The organism is Mangrovitalea sediminis, from assembly GCF_002514725.1.
GTDB lineage: Bacteria > Pseudomonadota > Gammaproteobacteria > Pseudomonadales > Oleiphilaceae > Mangrovitalea > Mangrovitalea sediminis.
The window spans coordinates 256,554-282,283 of sequence record NZ_NTLB01000006.1 but is presented as its reverse complement, the minus strand read 5'-3'; the positions used below and the strand labels follow the sequence as shown (position 1 = coordinate 282,283).

The following is a 25,730-nucleotide window of genomic DNA, read 5'->3' as shown; positions in this document are numbered from 1 at the left end:
CTGCCTCCGCCACCGCAGGCGGTTAACAGACATGAGACTGCCAGTAGGAATAGAAATCGCTTCATGGCGGACACTAGGTTCCCTGTTTCGCGGATTTGTCGAGTGTTCTTATTATTCCCGCCCGTTTGCACCTAAAAGTGCCATATGAGCGAGCGGTAACTGGCTGGATTATAGGGAAATCGGTTGGTGCGGTTCTGGAAGCCTGTCGCAGTTTTCCATGCCGGTCTTGAAAATCCGGCTTAAGCCCTGATTTGTGGTAGAGTTGCGGCCTTGCTTTATGGGCCAATTGTCAGGAAGTCGTGTCTTACTCTTATAACTTCCCTTATCGGTCCTTCACTTCTGAAATTGAATCGGTTTGTCATGAAAGACGCGTTGGTCATTAAAAATCTCCGCAAAACCTATGGAAGTGGTTTTGAAGCTCTCAAGGGAATCGACCTTCGGGTCGAAGAGGGTGATTTCTTTGCACTGCTGGGACCCAATGGTGCGGGTAAGTCCACGACCTTGGGTATCGTCTCGTCGTTAGTGAATAAAACATCGGGCGAGGTCTCCATCTTCGGTCACGATATCGACAGGGATCTGGCGCGGGCGAAACTTGAACTCGGGGTGGTACCTCAGGAGTTCAATTTCAATCACTTTGAAAAAGTCTTCGACATCCTGGTGACGCAAGCGGGCTACTACGGTATTCCAGCCTCTCGTGCCGGTAAGGCTGCTGAACACTACCTGAAAAAACTGGGTATCTGGGACAAGCAGGATGTGCCCGCGCGGATGCTGTCCGGAGGCATGAAACGTCGTCTTATGATTGCCCGGGCCCTGGTCCATGAGCCGCGCCTGCTGATTCTCGACGAACCCACGGCGGGTGTCGATATCGAGCTGCGTCGGTCGATGTGGCAGTTCCTCCAGGAAATCAACCGGCAGGGCACGACGATCATTCTCACCACGCATTATCTGGAAGAAGCCGAGGCCCTGTGTCGCAACATTGCCATTATCGATCAGGGCCGCATTCTCGAAAACACCAGTAAGCGGGACCTGTTGCAAAAACTGCACCTGGAAACCTTCATTCTGGATACGCGTAGCCCGCTCAGTGAGCCGCCGTCCATCGATGGCTATCCCATGCGACTGAACGGAGAGGGCTCCCTGGAGCTGGATGTCGCCAAGGGAAAGAGCCTGAATGACGTTTTCCTGAAACTTGCCGAAATGAATATTGACGTGATGAGTATGCGGACCCGGTCCAACCGCCTGGAAGAGCTGTTTGTTGCCATGGTGGAAGATAACAACGCCGCCCACCATGATGTGGCAGGTAAGGCAAAGGAGGGCGTGACGTCATGAGCGCCCGCGCCATCTTTGTTGCATTTGTCACGATCCTGGTGAAAGAGATTCGGCGGTACATGAGGATCTGGCCGCAAACGTTGGTGCCGCCTGCTGTCACCATGACCCTGTATTTCGTCATTTTCGGGAACCTGATCGGCTCGCGGATTGGCTCGATGAACGGTTTCAGCTATATGCAGTTCATCGTTCCCGGTCTGATCATGATGTCGGTTATTACCAATTCCTACTCAAACGTTGTCTCCTCGTTTTTCGGCATGAAATTTCAGCGCAGCGTCGAAGAGTTGCTGGTATCGCCGGTTCCGAATTGGATCATCCTCTTGGGATTCGTGGCAGGCGGTGTGAGCCGAGGGTTGATCACCGGTTTTATCGTGACCTGTCTTTCGCTCGCCTTTACCTCGTTGCACGTGCACCATGTTCTGATTGTGCTGACGACGGTCGTACTGACGGCTGTGCTGTTCTCATTGGGCGGTTTTATCAACGCCATGCTGGCCACCAAATTCGATGATATTTCTATTGTGCCGACTTTCGTGTTGACGCCATTGACCTATTTGGGTGGGGTCTTCTACTCGATACAGCAGTTGCCTGAATTCTGGCAGAAGTTGTCCCTGGCCAACCCGATCCTCTATATGATCAATGCCTTTCGGTTCGGCATCCTGGGGGTTTCGGATGTCAATATCGGCGTCGCCCTCTCCATGATTGCCTTGTTTATCATTGTATTGTTCTCGGTAAGCTTGGCCATGCTGAAACGGGGCAAGGGGATTCGGGCCTGATGTTGGTCGTATTCTGGTGAAGGGGGAGCCCCATGGCATTGGATAAGGCCCTTCTGGGCAAAACGACTGAATACCCCGAGCGTTATGCGCCTGATGTCCTGTTTCCGGTCGCTCGCCTGGAAAATCGTCAACGTCTTGGCCTGACGGATGGTCGGTGGTCCGGGTTCGGAGAGGACTTATGGCGAGCTTACGAGGTGTCCTGGCTGTCACCTGCGGGGTTGCCGCGGGTGGCGGTGCTCGAGCTTCGGGTGCCGGCGGACTCACCTAATCTGATTGAGTCCAAGTCGCTCAAACTTTATCTGAACTCCTTCAACCAGGAAGTCATTGAAAGCGAAGCTGCGTTCCTGGAAGTGCTTGGCCGGGACCTGAGTGCGGCTGCAGGCGGCGAGGTTGGCCTGGAATTGCTGCCGGTGGATCGGGCTGTCACCTTGCCGGGATCGCCGGCCGGATATCAGGTGCTGGATAACCAGTCAATCGATATTCAGGCGTACCGCCCCGATCCGGAGCATCTCAAGGTCACCCGCGACGACGTTGTTGAAGAGCGCCTGTGCTCTCACCTTTTAAGAAGCCTTTGCCCGGTCACCCGTCAGCCTGACTGGGGAACCGTGCTGATCGACTACCGGGGGCGGCCACTGGATAGGGCGGAATTGCTGCGGTACATCGTCGGATACCGTCGGGAGCAGGATTTTCACGAGCATTGTGTGGAGCGGATTTTTACCGACATCATGGCACAGTGCCAGCCAGAGCAACTGACCGTGATGGCCTGCTATACCCGGCGGGGCGGTCTGGACATCAACCCCTGGCGCAGCACGGTATCTGGTGTTGCACCTTCACTGAGGCTGGTCAGGCAGTAATAGCCGGTGAGGGCGCGGCGAAAGGTTACTCGTCGCCACCGCGGAGGCGGCCCATGGCCCTGTCAAGGGCCTGTAAGATCGTATCGCGCTCCACGCCGCTGATCTTCTCGGAATCCAGGTACATCGCAAAACCTTCGCACTCGTGTTCCATAAAGCTTCTATGCGGCCCGATGTCGCGGCGGAAGTCGATGACTTCGTAGATAGGGACGGGACGGGTGAATCCTTTTACTGTGATTTCGCCTTTATCCCGGCACATGATCTTGTCTTTGATCAGCGAAAAGGTTTCATAGGACACCAGTATTTCGCTGGGTTCCGCCAGGGATTCGAGGCGGCTGGCCAGGTTCACTTCCTTCCCGATGATGGTGTAATCCATCCGGTTCTCCGCGCCAAAGTTGCCAACGGTACAGTAGCCGGTACTGATTCCCATGCGGATTTCCAGTGGGGTGCGAATGCCCTGGCTTTTCCACTTCTGGCGCAAAATCTTCATATGTTTGCGCATATCGATCGCCATGCTGACACAGGCAACCGTATCTTCCTTGGCGCCGCGACTGGTCGGATCGCCAAAGAAAATCATGATGCTGTCACCCACGAATTTGTCGATAGTGCCGCCGTACTTCAGTGCAATCTGCGACATCTCCGTAAAGTAATTGTTCAGCAGTTCGGTCAGGCTTTCCGGCTCCATTTCTTCAGACAGTTCGGTAAATCCCCGAATGTCAGAGAAGAAAACGGCAAGCTTCTTACGCTGGGTTTCCAGGCGTACATCCCGTTCACCCGTAAAGATCGATTGCCACACCTGGGGTGACAGGTATTTCGACAGTTTATGGGACAGCGCAATGGATTGCTCCCGCTGAAACTGAATCTGTGATTTCGCCAGAACCAGTGCCCGGGCCTGCTGGTGCGTATAGTAGGCTGTGACGCAGATGTAGATGCCGGTGCCAATGCCAGCGACAGCGTTAACCAGGAGTGGGGTGTCGATAACGACATGGAATCCCAGCACAAGGCCGCCTAATACGCACCCGACAAGATTGGCGGCGACACCGGTTAGCCAGATACGAACGCCTCCCACGATCAGGCAACTGAAATACAGCATCAGCATCAGGAAGAGGCTGGGGATCAGGCTGAATTGGATAATCGCGAGCAGCAGTCCGGTCACGATGGCGTCGATCAGCAGAATACGTTGGCGTACCCGTTGATTGCGTTGCCAGCCAAGGTGACGCGTTACGAAAAATATGAAGTGTGGCCAGAGCAGTGCAACCGGTACGACCCAGATAAGATTACGGTCGAAATAGCCGCTGACAATACCGGAGGCAATAACCGCCGCGCCGGCAATATAGGCCAGTACCCGGGCATTGTAATCCGGCATCGGCGGAATGGCGGCGGGCTTGCTTTTATGCTCCATGCCAACCACGTTTGCCGGAATCAGGGGGGCATTCATCATCTTAGAACCTAATACGGCCAATGAGCATATCCTTCAGCATTACCCAGTCACCCATAAAACTGTACAGGGGGTACCTGAAGGTCGCAGGACGGTTCTTTTCGAAGAAGAAGTGACCCGTCCAGGCAAAGCCATAACCGATGACCGGCAGGCTCAACAGCCACATATAGTGTGCGGTTGCCACGCTGCTTGCGAGTACCGCCAAAACGAGAATGCTACCAAGGTAGTGTAGGCGGCGACAGGTGACATCACTATGCTCGGACAGGTAATAGGGATAGAAGTCCGAAAAGGTTTGATATATCGGCAGATCTCTCATTGTCTTTGTCTTCCCGGCTGTTTATTGTTTTCTTCAGCGCTGCGTCGCGAGCCAAGGTAACCTTATAAGGTTATCAGCATTTGACTATTGTCACAATTTTGCTCTTTTCGCGACAGTAGCGGTTTACTTCCCCGACATTTTCTGAAAACCCGCTAGTGGGCGATAACCTGTGACGCCTAATGCGCAAAGGTTTCGATCCAGTGCGACAATTCGTCGTAGGCACGGGAAGGCCCCCTTTTCATTGAAGTAGCGACAAGCGGATGAGATAGCAGCATGAAGGACATTATCGAATTCATTCTTAGCAGGCAATCGCAGCCCCGGCTGTCTGCGCCGGCGCCTGGCGATGAGGTGTTGCGTGAAGTGTTTTCCTGTGCATTGCGGGCGCCGGATCATGCGTTACTCAAGCCATGGCGCTATCTGGTTGTCACCGGAAAGGGTTTGCAGCAGTTGGGGGAGGCCTTTGCCGCTGCAGCGGCGCATGATAATCCAGCGCTGCAGGAATCGGATCTTGATAAGATCAGCAGCAAGGCCCTGCGTGCACCGATGATTATTGTGGGCATCACGTGTCAGCAGGAGCACCCCAAGGTGCCAGTCATCGAGCAAACCCTGTCTACGGGTGCCGGTATGGCCTATTTGCTGCTCGCACTGGAAGCCCGAGGGTTTTCGGGTATCTGGCGGACGGGGGATATGGCATATCACCCGGTTGTGCATGAGCGTCTGGGGTTGGGGCCCCTCGAGTCGATTACCGGCTTTCTGTATGTCGGTACGGCGGCGGCGCGCAAGCCGGTCCAGCCATTGCCCTCGCTCGATGACATCGTCTCGGTGTGGCCGCCGCGGAACAGCCATTAATTTCACTGGCTGGCCGGTTCTGACAGCCCTGTGACCGTATTCCGCCGGTCTCAGGGAAAAATGTTGCCGCTTTTCGTTGCTCATCAGAAGAACACTCCCTCTCAATCCCCTTAAAAAAAGGCGAATCCCAAGTTGGCATCCTGATTGCTTATTTCTCCCGCAAAGGCAACTGGCTGACTGGGAGGCATCGTGGCAATCAGCTTTGATAAAGCGCTGGGAATTCATGAGAAGGCTCTGGAGCTGAGAGTTCAGCGCGCCCAGGTGCTCGCTAACAACCTCGCCAATGCCGATACGCCGGACTTCAAGGCCCGCGACTTCGATTTCAGGGCGGCTCTGGATCAGGCGCAGTCGAATACCCTGCCGCTGGAGATGACCAACTCACGGGATATTCCCGGAACAGGCAGCGGCGGCAACCCGCCGCTTCTCTACCGGATACCGTCCCAGCCATCGATTGATGGCAATACGGTGGATACCCAGACAGAGCTGTCTGAGTACACCAAGAACGCCATGGATTTTCAGGCCAGTTTCCAGTTCCTCAACAGCCGCGTAAAAGGGCTGATGAGCGCGATTAGAGGAGAATAAAGATGTCCCTTGCGAGCATTTTCAATATTGCCGGTTCGGGGATGTCGGCAGAGTCCATCCGGCTCAATACGACGGCGAGCAACATTGCCAACGCCGATACGGCCAGTTCGACAGCTGCGGGCGCCTACCGCGCGCGTAAGCCAATTTTCGCCGCTATTCAGCAGGGCCTGATGAACGGTGTCGCGAACGGTTTTGATGGCCAGGCGCCCAGCATGGGCGTTCAGGTAAAAGGCATTGTGCAGAGTGACGAAAGCCTGCAGATGCGCTATGAGCCCGGTAGTCCCATGGCCAACAAGGATGGTTACGTCTATTACCCGAATGTGAATATCGCCGAGGAGATGGCCGATATGATGTCCGCGTCGCGTACCTACCAGACCAACGTGGATGTAATGAATACCGCCAAGACCATGATGCAGCGTGTGCTGACGCTGGGCCAGTGATTAAGGCGAGGAGGCAGCCATGACGACCGTCAACAATAACCAGACTGCAACGAATGTACTGGATAAGTATGCGGTGCAGCAGTCGAATTCCAGCTCCAGCAGCGGTACCAAAGGCACTGGTAGCTCTTCCGCCTTGGGGAAAGATCAGTTCATGAACCTGATGCTTGCCCAGCTGAATAATCAGGACCCGCTCAATCCGACCGATAACACGCAGTTCCTTGCGCAGTTGGCGCAATTCAGCTCGCTGGAACAGATGCAGAACCTGAATACGTCGGTTCAGAGTTTTTCCTCTCAGTTCCGCTCGCAACAGGCACTGCAGGCCTCTGCCATGGTTGGGCGCTCGGTCGTGGCCCAATCCAATACGGCAAGCCTGGGGGCCAGTGGCAAGATTTCCGGTTTTGCCGATTTGGCGAATGCGACGAATGATCTGAAAGTTCAGGTGTTGGATAGCTCAGGCTCCCTGGTAAAAACCATGGACCTGGGGCAACAACCTGCCGGTCAGGTGGCATTTAACTGGGATGGCAAGGATGCAGGCGGCAATTCTATGCCGACTGGCAGCTACACGCTGAATGCTGTTGCCAGTGACGGGGCGGGCGGCTCTGCTCAGGTGCCGACATTGATCAGCGCCAACGTCAACAGTGTATCGATCGGCAGCGACGGCTCCATCACCCTGAATCTGGCGGATATGGGATCTGTGCCCCTGTCCAGCGTAACCCAAATCAACTGATCGTGATCGGCGAGGTGTGGCATGGCGTTTAATATTGCTTTGAGCGGTCTGAAAGCGGCGTCGACCGATCTGGAAGTCACTGGTAACAATATCTCCAATGCCAGCACGGTGGGCTTCAAGCAGTCACGAACGGAATTTGGCGATATCTATTCCAACGGCTTGTTGAGTCTCGGTTCGAACAATGTGGGCGGCGGCGTTAATGTTCAGACTGTTCGCCAGTTGTTCGACCAGGGCAATATCGCCTCTGGCAGTGGCTTGGATATGGCCATCAACGGCGATGGTTTTTTTGTCATGAATAACAATGGCGAAAAACTGTATTCACGGGATGGTGAGTTTGGTGTCGACAAGAATGGTTACGTCGTAAACAGCAAAGGGATGCGTCTCCAGGGCTATCAGGCGGATACCAACGGCAATTTGTCCGGCTTGACCGGTGATATCCAGGTGCAGACTTCTGACCTGGCTCCGCAACGGACGAGCAACGTCACCAGCATGCTTAATATGGATGCGACGGCCTCCGTGCTTGCGCAGCGGGGGACGACCCTGACGTCGGATGGCAGCTCCATTGGTACGGCCGTGGTGGGTTCCACCAACGGTATACCTGCTGAGGTCTGGACCATCAATTATCCAAATGGCACCAGCGCAACGGTTAATACCAATGCAGGGGACTCTGCCGGGGCTATCGCGTCGACATTGACCCAGCAGGACGGTATCACTGCGTCAGCGACAACGACAGCAACGATTCCTGCCAGTGCGTTCAGTCCTACGACCGGCGATACGCTGACTATCAACGGAGTTCAGTTCTCGCTCAGCTCTACGGGGGGTGAAGCTCAGTTGGCGAACGATATCAATTCATCGTCGCTGGTGGGCATCACGGCGGTATTCAATTCCTCGGGTGATATGCAGTTGGTATCCAGCCAGGGGAGTGACCTGTTGTTCCAGTATGCCGGTAGCGGCAGCCTGAATGTCAGCGGCCAGAACGCGGGCACCATTACCCTGGACGGGAATAGCGCCAACGACAGCGCGACCAACAGCGACACGGCAACCGTTTCAGGTACGATCAAATTTACCCTGGATCAAGGTGTCTCCCTGTCGCCGGCCTCCACGAACATTGTCAACAACACAGTGGGCACGCCATTCGTCCACAATGCGTTCAATCCCAGCGATCAGAACACCTATAACTACGCGACCACGACGCCTATTTATGACAGCTTGGGTAATTCCCACGTCATGACGCAGTACTTCGTCAAGGAGCCGTCGACCGGTCCAAGTCCGGCGAACCTTTGGACGATGTACGTTCAGGTTGATGGAAAGAATGTGGGCGATCCGAATACGGCACTTCCTCCGCCGCAAAATACAAAAGCGACGATGGCGTCCTATAACCTGGTCTTCAACAACGATGGCTCACTGAATACCAACCTGTCGGACAAGGTGTTGATTTCCAACTGGACACCGTTGGACGCCAATGGGAATCCGAATGGCGCGGATGGCCCGATGAATGTGGTGAACGGGGGCGTTCTGCCCATACCCAATCCGCCGACCAGCTCAAATTTTGCCATCGATATGAGTGGAACGACCCAGTACGGTAGTGCCTTTGCCAAGAACAATGTCAAGCAGGACGGCTATGCGACAGGTCACTTGACGGGCCTGGATACCTCCACCGACGGCACCATCTTTGCCCGTTACAGTAACGGGCAATCCAAGACGCTGGCTCAAGTCTCGTTGGCGAAGTTCGCCAACAACACAGGGCTGGCGCCGGTCGGCGGTAATAACTGGGCGGAGACCTTTAGCTCGGGCAACGCGATCGTGGGATCGCCGGGAACCAGTTCCCTGGGAACGATTACCGCAAGTTCGCTGGAAGAGTCGAACGTGGATCTTTCCAATCAGTTGGTCAACCTGATCGTCGCCCAAAGAAACTATCAGGCGAATGCGAAGACCATTCAGACGGACAACGCCATAACGCAGACGATCATTAACCTGCGCTGATGCCGCTGCCGAAATTGTTGCCATCTTGAAAGGCCCCGCTACGGCGGGGCCTTTTTTGTGGGGCGATGAAAGCCTTGGAACAACCTATCTTGCCGAATATAAAGGCTTTGTCGAGGCAGCAGGGAACATTGGCATGGTAAGTGCTTTGCTCTGTCCTAGTGACAGCTTTCCGTCGGAGGTGGAGAGATGGATAAGGCGCTTTATATCGCCATGTCAGGTGCCAAGCAGAATATGCTGGCTCAGCAGGCACACGCCAACAATTTGGCCAACGTCGATACCGTGGGCTTCAAGCAGGATTTCGTTGCCGCGCGCAGTATGCCGGTGTATGGCGAAACCTATCCTTCACGCGTCTTTGCCATGACTGAAAATCCTGGCACTGACATGAGCAGTGGTAGTTTGATCCAGACCGGGCGTGATCTGGATATCGCCATCAAGGGCAAGGGCTGGATTGCAGTCCAGGCGCCGGATGGCAGCGAGGCCTACACCCGTGCCGGCAATCTTCAGGTCGACGTCAACGGTATCCTGCGCACAGGCAGTGGTTTGCCGGTGCTCGGCAATGGTGGGCCGGTGGCGATTCCTCCTTCGGACAAAGTTCAGATTGGTGCCGACGGTACCGTCTCGGCCATCCCTACCGGTAGTACCCCGAGCCAGTTGGTTGAAGTGGACCGCATCAAGCTGGTCAACCCCGATCCCAAGACCCTGGAAAAGGGGACCGACGGTCTCATGCATATCAAGTCGCAGAACGGCGGTAACGCTGTGGCGCCGGCAGACGCGAATGTGCGGGTTGAGCCTGGATTCCTCGAAGACTCGAACGTCAATCCTATCGAAGCGTTGATTTCGACCATGCAGTTGTCGCGACAATACGAGCTGCAGGTGCGTGTCATGCACGCTGCTGATCAGGATTCGCAGTCCACGGCACGCCTTTTGCAAAACCTTTAAATAATGATAACGAATGACGAAAAAGCGGCGTTGCCAGTCATCGTCAGTTCGACAACGGTTAATCGCAGGAGTATCCGCTCATGATGCCAGCACTTTGGGTCAGCAAAACCGGGCTTGCCGCTCAGGACATGGCGCTGACGACCATTGCCAACAACCTTGCCAACGTCAGTACCGTCGGCTTCAAGCGCGATCGACCGGACTTTCAGGATCTGTTGTACCAGATCAAGCGGCAGCCCGGTGGCCAGAATACGACGAACTCGCAGTTGCCGTCGGGGCTGCAGTTGGGAACGGGTGTGCGTATCGTCGGTACGACCAAGCAGTTCACTCAGGGAACGTTGCAGAATACCAATCAGCCCCTGGATATGGCGGTCAACGGCAAGGGCTTCTTCCAGGTGCTGATGCCCGATGGTTCCATTTCCTACACCCGGGACGGTCAGTTCCAGTTGGACTCCAATGGCAACGTGGTGACCTCCGAGGGCTATCCGCTCCAGCCGGCCATCACCCTGCCGCAGAACACGACGTCGGTAACGATCGGTAAGGACGGCACGGTTTCCGCCGTGACAACGGACGCCGCTAATCCGCAGCAATTGGGTCAGATCACCTTGACGAATTTCGTCAACCCACAGGGGCTGGAGGCGATCGGCAATAACCTGTTCAAGGAAACGGCCGCCAGCGGTGCTCCCCAGGAAGGCCAGGCCGGCCTGAATGGCCTGGGCACCATTGAACAGGGCATGGTCGAAACCTCGAACGTGTCGGTGGTCGACGAGTTGGTCAACATGATTACGACACAGCGTGCCTATGAGATGAACTCAAAGGTCGTGTCGGCCAGTGATCAGATGTTGCAGTACATCACGCAGAACGCATAAGTCGCGTGATGGATGAGGTGGAGGAGAGGTCATGAAACGGGTATTGGCTCTGGCGATTGTTCTGACGTTGTTGAGCGGATGCAGTGCCATGACCCGGCCGCGCGCGGAGCCGGGCGACCCCGCCTGGGCGCCGGTTGAGCCACAAGCGATGCTGCGGCGCGACCCCAGTAGCGGGTCGATCTTTCAGGTTTCGCGCAACTATAACCCCTACGGCGACCGGGTGGCCCTGAATGTCGGTGACATTCTGACCGTCAACCTCGATGAGGTGACCCAGTCGAGCAAGACGGCGAAAACCCAGCTGCAAAAGAACAACAAGACGGACTTCAACGAGGCAAACGTCCTGGGGAACGCCGTAACGGCGGGATCGTTGAGCCTGCTGACGGATCCGAACTTCAAGCGGAATTTCCAGGGCCAGGCAGATTCCGGTCAGAGCAACAGCCTGAAGGGCAGCATCACGGTAAGTGTTGTGGATGTTTTGCCCAATGGTGTCCTGAAGATCAGAGGCGAAAAATGGCTGACCCTGGGAGACGGCAAGGAATATATCCGTCTCACAGGCTTGGTTCGGCCGACAGATATCAGCCCTGACAACACGGTGTCTTCTACACGTATTGCCAATGCCCGGATCGCTTACGGCGGCACGGGAAATTTCCAGGACACCACCCGGATGGGATGGCTGAGCCGTTTCTTCAACTCTGAATGGTGGCCGTTGTAGGAGGCTGCAACATGATCTTAAATCGCGGTCTAGGTCCAACTTTGCGCTGGTTGCTGTTTGGCATGCTGGCTGTTTCCGGTTTGGCCCAGGCTGATCGTATCAAGGATCTGGCCCAGGTTCAGGGTGTCCGTGAAAACCAGTTGGTCGGTTACGGGCTTGTGGTCGGCCTTAACGGTACGGGTGACAAGGCGCCGTTTACCGATCAAACCTTTCGCAACATGATGAACAAATTCGGCGTTACCTTGCCGGCCAACGTCGACCCGAAGCTGAAAAACGTGGCGGCGGTCGCGGTCCATGCTGAATTGCCGCCGTTTGCCAAACCAGGTCAAACCATCGATATCACGGTCGACTCTATCGGCAATGCCAAGAGCTTGCGTGGCGGTAGCCTGTTGATGACGCCATTGAAGGGCGCTGATGGCAAGATCTACGCCATGGCGCAAGGGAATCTTCTTGTCGGCGGCTTCAGTGCGTCAGGGCAGGGGGGCTCCAGCGTAACGGTCAATGTCCCCAGTGTCGGCCGGATTCCCAGCGGTGCCACGGTCGAACGCAGCGTGCCGAACCCCTTTGATCGTGGCGACACCATCACCCTGAACCTCAACGAGCCGGATTTCACCACGGCCAAACGGGTGGTTGAGGCCATCAATGGTCTTCTTGGGCCGGGCATGGCCTATGCCGAAGACGCGGCCTCGATCTCCGTCAAGGCGCCACGGGATGCCTCCCAGCGCGTCAGCTTCCTTTCCATCCTGGAAAACCTGGAGGTGAAGCCGGGGACAGAGGCCGCCAAAGTCGTTATCAACTCCCGCACCGGTACCATTGTCGTCGGCCAGAATGTCAAGGTTCTGCCGGCAGCGGTTACTCACGGCAACTTGACAGTGACGATCAGTGCCAACCCGCAGGTGAGCCAGCCCAATGCATTGAGCCAGGGGCAGACGGTCGTCGTGCCGCAAAGTACGGTGAGTGCGAATCAGCAACCTGCTCACATGTTCCAGTTCGGCCCTGCGGTCACGCTCAATCAGATCGTGCAGGCCGTGAATCAGGTCGGCGCCGCCCCCAGCGACGTCATGGCCATCCTGGAGGCGCTTAAACAAGCGGGTGCCCTCCGTGCCGAACTGATAGTGATCTGAGGGCGGCGCCATGCAGAACACCAGTCTCCAATCGACAGACATCTATACCAACATCAGCAGTCTTAATGCGTTGCGCAACGAAGCGAAAACGAACAAAGGCGCTGCGCTGAAGGAAGTGGCCAAGCAATTCGAGAGTATGTTCATTTCGCAAATGCTCAAGTCGATGCGTAAGGCCAACGAGGTTTTTGCTCAGGGTGACATGCTGAATAGCACTCAGACGCAATTCTATCAGCAGATGTTCGACAGCCAGTTGGCCCTGACGATGAGCCATCACGGCGGCATCGGCTTGGCGAAAGTGCTCGAGCGCCAGCTCAGCAAAACCCTCTCCGGAAACCGGGAACAACCTGCGACCTTGTCGGGAATGGGGGATGTAACTGGGAAAGCCTCGAAGATGGCCAGTATCCAGGACTATCCGCGGACACTGCCGGCGCTGTCTCCACAACTGACCGCGCAGTTGAAAACCGTGGACAAGCTGGTGCAATCCTCTTCCGCGTCTGCGCCGGATTCGGAAACGGGAGCCCATAGCGGGACCTTTTCCTCGCCGCAGGATTTCGTCAATCAACTGCTTCCGCTGGCGCAGAAGGCCGGTAAGGCGACCGGTGTGGACCCTCGAGTGCTCATTGCCCAGGCAGCGCTGGAGACCGGCTGGGGTCAGCACATGATTACCGGCAAGGACGGAACCGTCAGCCACAACCTGTTCGGTATCAAGGCCAACGACAGCTGGAGTGGACCTTCGGTCAAGGTCACGACGACCGAGTACCGGGATGGCAAGGCGCTCAAGGAGGTCGCGCCGTTCCGTGCCTACGACAGCTATGCGGCGAGTTTCCAGGACTACGTCAAGTTCTTGCAGGGTAACCCGCGTTATCAGGCGGTGTTGCAGCAGGCTGATGATCCTGAGGCCTTCACGGGTGCGTTGCAGGAGGCCGGCTATGCGACAGATCCGTCATACAGCCGGAAAATCCAGAGCATTATGGGTAGCAATTCGATGCGCTCGGCGCTGGATGGCAGTGTCCTGTCAGATCTCTCCCTGGGTTCGGAGGAGTAATCCGTCATGGCCAACCTGATCAATATCGGCTTGAGTGGTCTCCAGGCGCAACAGGTCGCCATTACCACGACCGGGCAGAATGTCTCGAACGCCAACACAGACGGTTACAGTCGTCAGCGGGCGATTTTTGGCGCTAATGTTCCGCAGGTCACCGGTTCCGGGTACGTGGGGAGCGGGGTAAATATCCTCGACATACAGCGGCAGAACAGCCAGTTTGCGAACACGCAACTTCGCTCGGATACCTCGTTGTTCAACGAGCAGGATACGCTGCTGACCCAGCTCAACCAGTTGGACAACTTGCTGGGTAGCAACAGTACCGGCCTGAGTTCGGCGATGCAGAGTTTTTTCAATGCGCTGCAGAGTGCCTCGACCGATCCAGCTTCGGTGGCTCAGCGTCAGGCGGTGCTCAGCCAGGCACAGGGGCTGGCTTCACGATTTCACTCCTTGTATTCGCAGTTTTCAACGCAGGAACAGTCGGTTAACCAACAGCTCAGTTCCAATGTGTCCCGGGTCAACACGCTGGCTAAGGATATTGCGCAGTTGAATGCGGCTATCGCCTCTGCACCGGGTCGTGCCCAGGGGCATGAGCCCAACGATCTGCTGGACCAGCGGGACGAGAAGATCCGTCAGTTGTCCGAGTTGGTTAAGGTTCAGGTATCGGATCAAGGCGATGGGCAGGTTAACGTGACCGTGGGTAACGGCCAGGCGCTGGTCATCAACGATCGCGCCAATCCGTTGTCTCTGGTGAACGATCCTTCGGATGCTTCCAAGCAGCAGGTGGCCATTTCCACTAACAGTGGCATCCAGATCATCTCCAATGATCTGTCTGGCGGCAAGCTTGGTGGGGTATTGCAATACCGTGACCAGGTCCTGGAGCCGGCGATCAATTCCCTGGGTGGAATCGCGATTTCCCTGTCGTCCAACTTCAACAAGCAGCATGAATTGGGGATGGACCTGAACGGGAAGCTCGGTGGCCTCTTCTTCAACGACGTGAACGATCCGACGGCTGCAGGACAACGGGTTATTTCCAATGCCAATAACGCCCAGCCCGACGACCGGGTTCTCAGTGTCAAGATAACGGACGCGAATAAGCTGTCGACGAACAACTATTCGTTGGAATTCAATGGACCGACCAACAACGACTATGTGATACGCAATGCCGCTGACGGTAGCATCCTGTCTCAGGGGACCTTGACCGGCTCATTCCCGGCGTCGATCGAGATGCCGGGTTTTGAAATCAACCTGACATCCGGCAGCTTCCAGCAAGGTGATAAGTTTCTCGTTCGACCGACCTACACGGGCGCGCGGGATTTCGGGGTGCAGATCAACAATATCGACCAGATTGCGTTGGCGGCTCCCATACAAGGTCAGGCTGAACTGAGCAACCAGGGGACGGGAAGCATCAGTCAGGGCACGATGCTTGACCTGAACAACCCGCTCACCAACAAGCCGCTGAATACGCTGACCGACGGCAAAATGACACCGCCGTTGATGGTGCGTTTTGTAACGCCGACCACCTATGAAGTGCTGGACGCGACGGACCCGGCGAATCCCAAGCCGTTGCAGCCGCCGATGAACAATCTTACCTATCAGCCGGGTGTGACCAATACGCTGTTTACTGCTGACCCGGGGCAGACATCGGTCAGCATGGCTGGCACTGCGCTCAATCAGACCGGAAATGCGACCGACAACGGCTACGGTGCGCAAAACATTACGGTCCGCACACGGGATGCCACTACCGGTCAGGTCACTCAGCAGTCGATCTCTATCGCGGCGGGCAGCTCTGCCCAGCAAATTGCCACACAGCTGCAGACCGTCTCCGGGGTGCAGGCCAGCGCTTACACCGAGGTGAAACTGTCCAACTTTACGGACAACGGAGACGCCTCGACGCCGTCGCTGACGATCAATGGCGAGACATTCAACTTCACCGCCCCGAATACCTTCGGCCCGGATGCTTTCGTCAACCAGATCAATTCCGATGCCAATCTGCAGGCGGCGGGTATCGTCGCCGTCAGCGATGGCCAGAACCTGACCCTGCGCTCCACCACCGGCGCGGATATCAATGTTGCCGTCGGCGGAGGCGGAGACTCGGTCGATGTGCAGAAGCTGAATCCCTATGGCAATGCTTCGCCGGCAGCCACCACGGTGACCAGTGGTAATAACATTGTTACGGGTGGCTATGTGGACCTGTCCATGGCAAACGGCGTGTCACTGGTTGCCAATAATAACAATCTGTTCAATCAGGCACCGGTGGCGCAGAACAGTTACAGGGGATACCAGTTCCAGATCAGTGGCTCACCATCCGCGGGCGATGTCTTCGATATCGGTTACAACACCGATGGAGTCTCCGATAACCGCAATGCGTTGGCGTTGGCCGGCCTGCAAACCCAGAAAACGATGGGTAACAGCACCAGCAGCTATAGCGATTCCTACAGTCAGTTGGTTGAGACTGTTGGTACCCGAACCAGTCAGGCAACGCTGGACCAGAGTTCCAGCAAGGCGCTGCTGTCTCAGTCGCAAAGCCAGTGGCAGTCCATTTCGGGGGTTAACCTGGATGAGGAGGCGGGTAAGCTGATTCAGTACCAGGCTGCCTACAACGCGTCGGCGAAGGTTGTTTCCATCGCCCGGCAACTGTTCGATACCTTGATCAATACGTTCCAGTGAGGATAGGAGGCCGCCATGAGGATCTCCACGCAACAAATCTATGACACTGGCCTGCGCAACATGCAGGACGTAACGCAGCAGCAGCAGAAGACCCAGAGCCAGCTGTCTTCGGGCAAGCGTCTTACTCAGCCGTCCGACGATCCTGTGGCAGCGGCCCGCGTGCTGCAGCTGAATCAGACGCTGTCGCTGTCCGGTCAATACCAGAACAATATTACCCTGGCGACCAACAACCTGAATCTTGAAGACAGCACGCTGAGCAGTGTGTCGAGTACGTTGACCAAGATTCGTGGCCTGGCCCTGCAGGCGAACGATGGCTCCCTGAATGCCAGCGATCGTCAGGCCATTGCCACTCAGGTGACGCAGTTGCTGACCCAGCTAACCGGCCTGGCGAACACCAAGGATTCCAGTGGGCAGTACCTGTTTTCCGGGAACAAGGGGGATACGATTCCTTTCGCCAAGGATGCCTCAGGCAACTATCAGTATCAGGGGGATGAAGGGCAACGTTCAGTCGCTATCGATGACGGCGTCCAGTTGCCGGTCAACGACAATGGGAAGTCGGTATTTGTGGATATACCGAGCGCCCAAAAGACGTTCTATACACAGGCAAGTCCCAATAACACAGCTAAACCGCCGGCGGCTATCAGTTCCGGGATGGTCATCGATCAGTCGACGTTCGATAACTTCTATCCCAGTAATATGTCAGTGACCTTCAGTACCGGTGGCAGCGGACAGTTGCAGTACAGCATTCAGGATCGTGCCACCGGCAGGCAGTTGGTCGCGCCGACGGATTATTCGTCGGGTGCGCCGATTCAGGCCGAGGGAATTCAGTTCAATATCACCGGTAAACCCCAGCCTGGCGATACCTTTTTTGTGCAGTCGTCCGGCAAGCAGAGCGTGATGGGGAGCGTTGAAAAACTGGTATACGGGCTGCAGCACTACAACAACACCGATGTCGGTAACAAGGCATTCAATAACCTTATTCAGGATACCCTGGCCAATCTGGATAATGCTCAGGCAAGTGTCTCCAAGGCTCAGACTGACGTCGGGGCACGGCAGAATACGGTGTCGACCACCAACGATCTCCATACGCAGTCGGATAGTCAGACGCAGGCGGTGCTGTCAAAGTTGCAGGATCTTGATTATGCGGCGGCGGCCAGCCAGCTTTCCATGCAGAATATGGTCTTGCAGGCGGCTCAATTGTCCTTTTCGCAGGTGTCAAAGCTATCGCTCTTCAATAACCTGTAATGGGATGACGCCGGGTATCAATCGATGTGAGCGAGACATATTGTGACGGAATGACGGGACTGTGTTGACCTCTGCCTCCGGCGCAGTATAATCAGCACCCTCGTTGGCGGTGTGGTGAAATTGGTAGACACGACGGATTCAAAATCCGTTGGGGTAAAACCCGTGGCGGTTCGAGTCCGCCCACCGCTACCACTTAGTATTTGTCATTCAATCAGTTGTTGCCCCAATCATCGATCCCCGTTTCCATGGCCTGTGATAGATTTTATGGGTGGTTTGGGCCACTCTGCGCCGAGGGGCATCCGTGAAAGTCTCCGATTTCAGCTTCCAGTTGCCGGATGAGCTGATTGCACGCTATCCACTGCCAGAGCGTGCGGCAAGTCGCCTGCTCCGTCTGGATCGTGACAACGGTGCGCTGGACCACGGCAGCTTTTCCGATCTTCCCGATTTACTGCTCCCCGGCGATCTCCTGGTCTTCAATGATACCCGGGTCATTCCTGCTCGCCTGTTTGGGCGGAAGGCAACTGGCGGGCGCCTCGAAATCCTGATCGAGCGGGTGCTCGATGAAACCGAGGTCCTGGCCCATATCCGGTCTTCCAAATCGCCCGGTACCGGGCAGTTGCTACACCTCGACGACGGGCCCGATATCGAGGTCTTGGGGCGACGCGACGCGCTTTTCCATCTGCGTTTTCCCGAGCCGGTGTTGCCGGTTTTGCAGCGTATCGGCCATATACCGCTGCCTCCTTATATGGAGCGAGGTGACGAGCTGGCGGATCGGGAGCGTTATCAGACGGTTTATGCCCGCCGTGAAGGCGCGGTTGCGGCGCCAACGGCAGGCCTGCATTTCGATGATGCGCTGTTTGCGAGGCTGGATAGTCGCGGTATAGAGCGGACGTTTGTGACGTTGCATGTTGGTGCTGGGACCTTTCAGCCCGTACGGGTGGAAAATGTTACTGACCACCAGATGCACAGCGAATACCTGGAAGTGTCCGATGAGGCTGTTGCGGCCGTTGAGCGGACCAAGGCGCGGGGAGGGCGGGTCATTGCCGTCGGTACGACGTCTGTGCGCTCCCTTGAGACGGCGTCGGCCAGCGGACGTTTACAGCCCTATCAGGGTGAGACCGATATCTTTATCTATCCCGGTTATCGGTTCCGCTGCATCGATGCCATGATTACCAATTTCCATTTGCCGGAGTCCACGCTGATTATGCTGGTCTCTGCCTTTGCCGGACGAGACCCGGTTATACGGGCTTACGAGGAAGCGATCCGGCAGCGCTATCGTTTTTACAGTTACGGTGATGCCATGCTGATTGCGCCCCAACTGATTCCTTCCGGGGCGGCGACAGATGGCGAGCCTTCCGATGATTGAGGGGAGAGCCCGGTGAGCCGAACCTGCTTCATGCAGTTTGAATGTCTGACTCAGGAAGGGGCCGCGCGGCGTGGTCGCCTGACGTTCCCTCGCGGTGTCGTGGAAACGCCGGCCTTTATGCCTGTCGGTACCTACGGTACGGTTAAGGGCATGTTGCCCAGGGACATCCACGAGATCGGCGCCCAGATCATTCTCGGCAATACCTTTCATTTGATGCTGCGCCCCGGTACCGATGTGATCGAGGCGCATGGCGACCTGCACGATTTTATGCAGTGGCAGGGGCCTATCCTGACGGATTCTGGCGGCTTCCAGGTTTTCAGTTTGGGCGACTTGCGAAAAATCACCGAGTCTGGTGTCCGCTTCAAGTCGCCGGTAGACGGTTCGCCCGTGGAGCTGTCACCGGAAATCTCCATGATGGTCCAGCGTAAGCTGGGTTCCGACATTGTCATGATTTTCGATGAATGCACCCCGTATCCTGCCACAGTGAAGGAGGCAGCGGCTTCGATGGAGCTATCACTGCGTTGGGCGGCCCGAAGCAAAGCGGCCCATGGTGACAGCCCTTCGGCCCTGTTCGGTATTGTTCAGGGGGGGATGTATCCGGACTTGCGCATGCGTTCGTTGGAAGGTTTGCAGGAGATCGGCTTCGACGGCTATGCCATTGGCGGTCTTTCTGTCGGCGAGCCCAAGCCGGAAATGATGCATGTCCTGGAACATTTGACGCCGGCGATGCCTGCCGACCGTCCCCGCTACCTTATGGGGGTCGGTAAGCCGGAGGATATTGTCGAAGCGGTGCGGCGCGGTGTGGATATGTTCGATTGCGTGATGCCGACACGTAACGCCCGTAATGGTCACCTGTTTACGCGTCATGGGGTGGTGAAGATTCGAAATGCCAAGCACCGCTTTGATACCGCGCCGCTTGATGACGAGTGTGATTGTTATACCTGCCGTCATATGTCGAGGGGCTACTTGCACCATCTGGACCGTTGTGGCGAGATGCTGGCGTCACAACTGGGGACCATCCATAACCTTCGGTATTATCAGAATCTTATGGCTGGATTGCGTGGGGCAATTGAAGAAGGTACATTGTCCCACTTTGTTGAACGGTTCTATGGACAGCGAGGGGAAACGGTTCCGCCGCTGCCTGCCGCCCAATAACGATGATAATTTCCGCAAAACCGGACCTATAGGCTCTGGTGGGATGGATCATGGGCGCACCCGCATTCTTTTAACCTGTTTTTTGTGATCTGAATGGAGACCCTTCATGACAGTACTGCGCAAGCTGATGACAGGCCTGCTCGCAACCCTGCTGCCGCTGCAGGCATTTGCGGCGGGTGCTCCGGCGCCCCAAGGGCCAGGGATGATCACCAATGTGATCTTCTTCGCCGGTTTTATCGTCATCTTTTACCTGCTGATCTGGCGCCCCCAGGCCAAGCGTGCCAAAGAGCATAAAAACCTGATGGGTGGCCTGTCGAAGGGCGATGAAGTTGTAACGTCCGGCGGCATGATCGGCCGGATCGTCAAGGTGACGGACGACTTTATTGTTCTGGAAGTTGCCGAAAAGGTTGAAGTAAAGGTGCAGAAAGTGGCGGTAACAGCCGCTCTGCCCAAAGGCACAATAAAAGATATCTAAATACCGCGCGGGCACCCAACTGGAAAGTTCGGTGCCCGCTTCGCTTTGTTGGACTGGCTCGACACAGGGCACCGCATGTTAAACAAGTATCCGCTCTGGAAAAACCTGCTCGTAATCGTGGCGGTTCTCGTCGCCATCATTTACGCGCTCCCCAATTTTTACCCCGATGATTACGCCGTTCAGATTTCCGGCCAGCGCAGTACCACGGCCGTCGATAACAGTGTCATGAAGACGGCGACCGATGCGCTCAATCAGGCCCATATCGCTTTCCATAACCCGCACCTTGGCAAAGACAGCCTGACCATCCGTTTCAAGGATGCTGACGCTCAGTTGAAGGCCAAATCCGTGGTGCAGGCCGCATTGGGCGATAACTATCTGGTCGCTCTCAATCTGGCGGAAACGACGCCGGCCTGGCTGAAATCGCTGGGTGCGACACCGATGAAACTGGGTCTTGACCTGAGGGGGGGCGTTCACTTCCTGATGCAGGTCGATATGGATAAGGCGATTCAGCAGAAGCTGGACGTCTACGCCAGCGAGATGAAGCGTCGTCTGCGCGAGGAGCGTATCCGGTATCGTGGCGGAAACGTCCAGGCGGATAACCGTATCGTATTGGATTTTCGTAATGCCGCTGAACGCGATCAGGCTGAAAGCTATCTCAAGCAACATTACAACGAGTTTCTGTTCAGTCAGGGCCAGGACGGCAAATTGCTGACATTGACGCTGGCCCTGACGGAAAAGGCTGTTCGTGATATTCAGGACTATGCCGTCGAGCAGAACCTCACCACGCTGCGTAACCGGGTCAATGAACTGGGCGTTGCTGAGCCGTTGGTGCAGCGTCAGGGGCGCGATCGAATTGTTGTCGAGCTGCCGGGTATTCAGGATACAGCCCAGGCCAAGCGGATTCTGGGCGCTACTGCAAACCTGGAGTTCCGTTTGGAGGCCAAGGCGGACGAGCCTTCCTCGCAAACGCAGGTCTTCACGTTCCGTGATAATCCCAGCCGGTCCGCGACGTTGGAGAGCGATGTCATCGCTACGGGCGACAATGTCTCCAATGCCAAGCAGTCGTTCGATGAGAATGGTCGCCCCGAGGTAAATATCACGCTGGATGCCCAGGGCGGTGAGATGATGACGCGCGTGACCAGTCACGCAGTGGGTCGCCGGATGGCCGTGCTATACATCGAAACGAAGATGGAAACGCACGAGAAGCAGGTGAACGGCAAGACTGAAATCGTTCATACGCGGAAGACGGAAAAACACATCATCAACCTGGCAACCATTCAATCCGTACTGGGTAGCCAGTTCCGGATTACCGGTCTCGATTCCATCCAGGAAGCCTCCGAGCTTGCGCTTCTCTTGCGCGCCGGTTCTCTGGCGGCGCCGATGTATTTTGTTGAAGAGCGGACGGTTGGTCCCAGCCTTGGCAAGCAAAATATCGATGCCGGTGTGAAGTCTGCACTGATGGGCTTCGCTTTTGTCTTCCTCTATATGATCTTTTTCTACCGTTTCTTCGGTCTGGTCGCCAATATTGCGTTGCTCTGTAACGCTGCGCTGATCGTCGCCTGTATGTCGATCCTGACGGCGACGCTCACGCTACCGGGTATTGCGGGTATTGTTCTGACCTTGGGTATGGCGGTAGATGCGAACGTTCTGATTTTTGAGCGTATAAAGGAAGAGTTGCGGGCCGGACTGCCACCGCAGTCTGCGATCAATGCTGGTTACAGTCGGGCTTTCGTGTCGATTTTCGACTCCAACGTGACCACGTTGCTTGCAGCCATCATTCTGTTCGCGGTGGGCACAGGTCCGGTGAAAGGCTTCGCTGTGACGTTGTCTATTGGTATCGTAACCTCGATGTTTACAGCGATTACTGTCTGTCGAGCCATTGTGAATGCCATTTATGGCGGTCGTCGGGTTGAGAAGTTGTCGATCTGACAGAGTTGTAGACCGTATGACAGGCGTAATGCTGAAAGGATTAACTCATGGTTGAAAAGACAAAGTTCAACATAGATTTCATGAACTTGCGCCACATATTCACTGTGGTGTCTATTGCTCTCGTGCTGATCTCGGCGGTGAGTCTGGCGACTCGGGGCCTGGCGCTTGGGTTGGATTTCACGGGCGGCACGCTGATCGAGGTCGCCTACGATAAGGCGCCGGATCTGGCCAATGTCCGTCAGGAATTGGCGAAAGCCGGTTTCGAGGATGCGGTGGTTCAGAATTTCGGGACCGATAAGTCCGTGTTGGTTCGCCTCTCGGCAAAGTACGATGAGAAGCTGGTCACCCGGGTCTTGGGCATACTGAATGCCTATCAGGACAAGGTGACACTGACCCGCGCTGAATATGTGGGAGCCCAGGTTGGGAGTCAGCTGAAAGAGGATGGCGGTCTGGCGATCCTTCTCGCGCTGGCTGTTGTGGCGGTGTATGTCGCCATGCGCTTCCAGTTCAAGTTCGGTATTGCCGGCGTGGTTCCTCTGGTTCACGACGTTATCGTTATCCTGGGCTTCTTTTCGGTGTTCCAGTGGACTTTCGACCTGACGGTGTTGGCGGCTATTCTGGCGATTATCGGTTATTCCCTGAACGACACCATCATCGTTGCAGACCGGATCCGGGAGAATTTCCGGCGGTTGCGTAAAGGGGATGCGGCCGAGATCGTCAACATCTCGATCAACCAGACGCTGACGCGTACTTTGAATACGTCTGGCACGGTCATGGTGGTGCTTATTGCACTCTTCTTCTTTGGCGGAAAGATGATCCACGGGTTTGCTACGGCAATGATCATCGGCACCATCGTCGGTACCTATTCTTCCATCTACGTTGCTGCGAATATGCTGGTGGGTATGAAGGTGACCAGGGAAGATTTGTTGGTGCCGGTGAAGGAAGGTGCGAACGGAGAAGAGGAGCAGCCGCCCGACTGGTTAAACCGGATGTAACGGCAAGTCAAAAAAAAAGCGCCCGAATCAGGGCGCTTTTTTGCTTTGGCTTTTGTTCAGTTCGGATTCAGGCGGCCGCGGAATCGGTGCAGGAGTCGACTGGTTTCCTTGAACAGTTTGCTGTTGGCAATGACGAGCTGATGTCCGCTTTCGTTGGCTGGACCGCCAACAAAGTCGCCGGACAGGGCGCCGGATTCATTAGCCAGCAGGTTGCCTACCGAGACGTCAAAGGCTGAGAGCCCGGCATGCACCAATACATCCATTTGGCCGGATGCGACGCGGGCGATATCCAGCGAAGGACAGTTTGATTGGCGTACGGTCAGGCATTGCTGGCTCAAATCCACGCACAGTTCACCCCAGGATGTCGGATCCTTGAGTCGCTTCAACATGCCGCTGCTGATGTGTGTGGCACAAAACGCCTCTTCCAATGTGCGGGCGGCGGAGACGCGCATGCGGCGGCTGTTCACGGCGGCGCCATAGCCTCGACTCGCCGTGAACTCTTCCTGTGTGATTGGGTTGATCAGCACCAGGTGTTCCGCGCGATTTCGCTGCTTCTGCATGAGTGCAAGAGCAAAATCCGGAAGTCCGCGAATGAAGTTGTTCGCTCCCAGTAGTGGGAAAATATGCCAGCTTTGCAGATGCTCTAAGGCATCAGCGTCGCCTGCAGGAGCGATATAGTGATCTTTGTAGGCGCGCTGCAACTGTTCTGTGCAGTTCACATAGATCGACTTCTCCAGGGAGGCGAGCTGTTTTGCGGCAGCGTCACCGGTCGGTGCAAGCAGTTCATGCCGTTCGAACTGGTTTTTCAGAAAATCGCTGCTTTGTCTTGCAATGCGCAAGGCCATTTTGATCGCTGGTTGCATCAGTGTCGCCATTCGATTGGTAACGGAGGGGCGCGCTATGATAACAGAAATTAGCGACAGTCTCGAAAGATCCTGCGTCGGGTTTTCCCGTATAACCCGGCTATTTGTGATCTGGGTGGAGCGATCTCTGGCCCGAAGGCACAGATCTGTTAACATGCGAGCCTTTCTGATTTGGCGATAGCGCTATGATTTACCCGTTGGGAATGGAAGAGACATGACGGCACCGCAACTCTGGGACAACCTTCGTATTGTCCTGATGGAAACCTCGCATCCCGGGAATATCGGCGCGGTGGCTCGGGGCATGAAAAACATGGGGCTGCGGAATCTTTACCTGGTCAACCCCGGGAAATACCCCGATCCGGCCGCAGAGCGCCGCGCATCTGGTGCGTTGGACCTGTTGAGTGAAGCTCGAATTTGCACGTCGCTGGATGAAGCACTTCAAGACTGTGTCATGGTTATGGGGGCAAGCGCCCGTAACCGGCGACTGACTTGGCCGGTTGTCGACCCCGAGGCAGGTGTCGGCATCGCCCGCGAGTGGATCGATAAAGGGCCGGTGGCATTGTTGTTCGGCCGGGAGGACCGGGGGTTGAGCAATGAGGAGTTGCAGCGCTGTCATTACCATGTGCATATCCCGGCCAATCCGGATTATAGTTCGCTGAATCTGGCCATGGCGGTACAGATTCTGGCTTACGAACTGCGTAAGGTGCACCTGCGGGAAAGCGAACAACCGCAGGATGCGGAATTGACACGACCTATATTGTCTCCGCAGGACGCCGGTTGGGATATGGAGGCGGCGACGGTGCAGGAAGTGGACGGCTTTCTGGATCACCTCGAAAAGACCTTGATTCGTATCGAGTTCCACGATCCGGATAACCCCAGGCAACTGATGACGCGGCTGCGTCGGCTTTATCAACGAGCGCAGTTGGACCGTATGGAAATCAATATATTGCGTGGCATGCTGACGAATATCCAGCAGCGGACTCCGGAGCCGAGCCCGGCGTCACCGGGACGGTCTTCGGGCGAGTCTCCGTCCGACTCTTGAGTCGTTCATTGCAGGATGACGTCATTTG

At 55.9% G+C, this 25,730-nt stretch carries 24 protein-coding genes and 1 tRNA gene; 22 read left to right on the top strand and 3 right to left on the bottom strand.

Annotated features, from left to right (window positions below):
* Positions 1-360 precede the first annotated feature (360 nt).
* From CLR77_RS16345 to queF, 3 genes are read left to right on the top strand one after another with little or no spacing between them, the layout of a single operon-like run.
* Positions 361-1,326: an ABC transporter ATP-binding protein gene (locus tag CLR77_RS16345; RefSeq protein ID WP_097461761.1), complete on the top strand. Its 966-nt coding sequence runs from the start codon at positions 361-363 to the stop codon at positions 1,324-1,326.
* Positions 1,323-2,096 (top strand): ABC transporter permease, encoded by a 774-nt coding sequence (locus CLR77_RS16340; RefSeq protein WP_097461760.1) that lies wholly within the window; start codon positions 1,323-1,325, stop codon positions 2,094-2,096. Before CLR77_RS16345 ends, CLR77_RS16340 begins: the two co-directional genes overlap by 4 nt.
* A 32-nt stretch (positions 2,097-2,128) precedes the next feature.
* Entirely contained in the window at positions 2,129-2,950 is an 822-nt protein-coding gene (gene queF / locus CLR77_RS16335) for an NADPH-dependent 7-cyano-7-deazaguanine reductase QueF (protein WP_097461759.1), read from the top strand.
* 25 nt (positions 2,951-2,975) lie between these two features.
* Here the strand turns inward: queF and CLR77_RS16330 are convergent, their stop codons facing one another.
* Together CLR77_RS16330 and CLR77_RS16325 are read right to left on the bottom strand one after the other, a co-directional pair.
* Positions 2,976-4,388, bottom strand: coding sequence for an adenylate/guanylate cyclase domain-containing protein (locus tag CLR77_RS16330; protein ID WP_406564964.1), 1,413 nt, complete (start codon positions 4,386-4,388; stop codon positions 2,976-2,978).
* A 1-nt stretch (position 4,389) separates the two neighbouring features.
* Complete coding sequence (locus tag CLR77_RS16325; RefSeq protein WP_097461758.1) at positions 4,390-4,701, bottom strand: Mpo1-like protein; 312 nt, start codon at positions 4,699-4,701, stop codon at positions 4,390-4,392.
* Between the two features lie 273 nt (positions 4,702-4,974).
* Here CLR77_RS16325 and CLR77_RS16320 point away from each other — a divergent pair, with 273 nt between their 5' ends.
* The 18 genes from CLR77_RS16320 to secF all read left to right on the top strand — a co-directional run bounded on the left by CLR77_RS16320 (position 4,975) and on the right by secF (position 23,797).
* Entirely contained in the window at positions 4,975-5,550 is a 576-nt protein-coding gene (locus CLR77_RS16320) for a nitroreductase family protein (RefSeq protein WP_097461757.1), read from the top strand.
* Positions 5,551-5,739: 189 nt separating this feature from the next.
* Positions 5,740-6,132: a flagellar basal body rod protein FlgB gene (gene flgB, locus CLR77_RS16315; RefSeq protein ID WP_097461756.1), complete on the top strand. Its 393-nt coding sequence runs from the start codon at positions 5,740-5,742 to the stop codon at positions 6,130-6,132.
* 2 nt (positions 6,133-6,134) lie between these two features.
* A complete protein-coding gene (flgC, locus tag CLR77_RS16310; RefSeq protein ID WP_097461755.1) occupies positions 6,135-6,572 on the top strand; it encodes a flagellar basal body rod protein FlgC in 438 nt (145 codons plus the stop codon).
* A 19-nt stretch (positions 6,573-6,591) separates the two neighbouring features.
* Positions 6,592-7,299 carry a flagellar hook assembly protein FlgD gene (locus tag CLR77_RS16305; protein WP_097461754.1) on the top strand — a complete coding sequence of 236 codons (708 nt, stop codon included), beginning with the start codon at positions 6,592-6,594 and terminating at the stop codon, positions 7,297-7,299.
* 21 nt (positions 7,300-7,320) lie between these two features.
* Complete coding sequence (locus tag CLR77_RS16300) at positions 7,321-9,282, top strand: flagellar hook protein FlgE (protein ID WP_097461753.1); 1,962 nt, start codon at positions 7,321-7,323, stop codon at positions 9,280-9,282.
* 186 nt (positions 9,283-9,468) lie between these two features.
* A complete protein-coding gene (flgF, locus tag CLR77_RS16295) occupies positions 9,469-10,221 on the top strand; it encodes a flagellar basal-body rod protein FlgF (protein WP_097461752.1) in 753 nt (250 codons plus the stop codon).
* An 80-nt stretch (positions 10,222-10,301) separates the two neighbouring features.
* The gene (gene flgG / locus CLR77_RS16290; RefSeq protein ID WP_097461751.1) at positions 10,302-11,087 is read left to right on the top strand and encodes a flagellar basal-body rod protein FlgG; all 786 of its coding nucleotides are present in this window, start codon (positions 10,302-10,304) and stop codon (positions 11,085-11,087) included.
* 31 nt (positions 11,088-11,118) lie between these two features.
* The gene (gene flgH / locus CLR77_RS16285) at positions 11,119-11,799 is read left to right on the top strand and encodes a flagellar basal body L-ring protein FlgH (protein WP_097461750.1); all 681 of its coding nucleotides are present in this window, start codon (positions 11,119-11,121) and stop codon (positions 11,797-11,799) included.
* A 62-nt stretch (positions 11,800-11,861) separates the two neighbouring features.
* Positions 11,862-12,923 (top strand): flagellar basal body P-ring protein FlgI, encoded by a 1,062-nt coding sequence (locus tag CLR77_RS16280; RefSeq protein ID WP_198962808.1) that lies wholly within the window; start codon positions 11,862-11,864, stop codon positions 12,921-12,923.
* 10 nt (positions 12,924-12,933) lie between these two features.
* Positions 12,934-13,968, top strand: coding sequence for a flagellar assembly peptidoglycan hydrolase FlgJ (gene flgJ, locus CLR77_RS16275; RefSeq protein ID WP_097461748.1), 1,035 nt, complete (start codon positions 12,934-12,936; stop codon positions 13,966-13,968).
* A 6-nt stretch (positions 13,969-13,974) separates the two neighbouring features.
* A complete protein-coding gene (flgK, locus tag CLR77_RS20345; protein ID WP_097461747.1) occupies positions 13,975-16,632 on the top strand; it encodes a flagellar hook-associated protein FlgK in 2,658 nt (885 codons plus the stop codon).
* A gap of 15 nt (positions 16,633-16,647) precedes the next feature.
* Entirely contained in the window at positions 16,648-17,877 is a 1,230-nt protein-coding gene (flgL, locus tag CLR77_RS16265; protein ID WP_097461746.1) for a flagellar hook-associated protein FlgL, read from the top strand.
* A gap of 105 nt (positions 17,878-17,982) precedes the next feature.
* Positions 17,983-18,069: transfer RNA gene (locus CLR77_RS16260), tRNA-Leu, on the top strand.
* Positions 18,070-18,178: 109 nt separating this feature from the next.
* Positions 18,179-19,243, top strand: coding sequence for a tRNA preQ1(34) S-adenosylmethionine ribosyltransferase-isomerase QueA (gene queA, locus CLR77_RS16255; RefSeq protein ID WP_097461745.1), 1,065 nt, complete (start codon positions 18,179-18,181; stop codon positions 19,241-19,243).
* Between the two features lie 30 nt (positions 19,244-19,273).
* Entirely contained in the window at positions 19,274-20,398 is a 1,125-nt protein-coding gene (tgt, locus tag CLR77_RS16250) for a tRNA guanosine(34) transglycosylase Tgt (RefSeq protein WP_097461744.1), read from the top strand.
* 202 nt (positions 20,399-20,600) lie between these two features.
* Positions 20,601-20,873, top strand: a complete 273-nt coding sequence (yajC, locus tag CLR77_RS16245) for a preprotein translocase subunit YajC (protein WP_406564966.1) — start codon at positions 20,601-20,603, stop codon at positions 20,871-20,873.
* Positions 20,874-20,948: 75 nt separating this feature from the next.
* Positions 20,949-22,802, top strand: a complete 1,854-nt coding sequence (gene secD, locus CLR77_RS16240; RefSeq protein ID WP_097461742.1) for a protein translocase subunit SecD — start codon at positions 20,949-20,951, stop codon at positions 22,800-22,802.
* Between the two features lie 47 nt (positions 22,803-22,849).
* The gene (secF, locus tag CLR77_RS16235) at positions 22,850-23,797 is read left to right on the top strand and encodes a protein translocase subunit SecF (RefSeq protein WP_097461741.1); all 948 of its coding nucleotides are present in this window, start codon (positions 22,850-22,852) and stop codon (positions 23,795-23,797) included.
* Positions 23,798-23,853: 56 nt separating this feature from the next.
* Here secF and CLR77_RS16230 read toward each other — a convergent pair whose 3' ends face one another.
* On the bottom strand, positions 23,854-24,660 hold the full coding sequence (locus CLR77_RS16230) for an inositol monophosphatase family protein (RefSeq protein ID WP_097461740.1): 807 nt from the start codon (positions 24,658-24,660) through the stop codon (positions 23,854-23,856).
* Positions 24,661-24,874: 214 nt separating this feature from the next.
* Between CLR77_RS16230 and CLR77_RS16225 the strand changes: the two genes are divergently transcribed.
* Positions 24,875-25,702, top strand: a complete 828-nt coding sequence (locus tag CLR77_RS16225) for an RNA methyltransferase (RefSeq protein WP_097461739.1) — start codon at positions 24,875-24,877, stop codon at positions 25,700-25,702.
* Positions 25,703-25,730 lie beyond the last annotated feature (28 nt).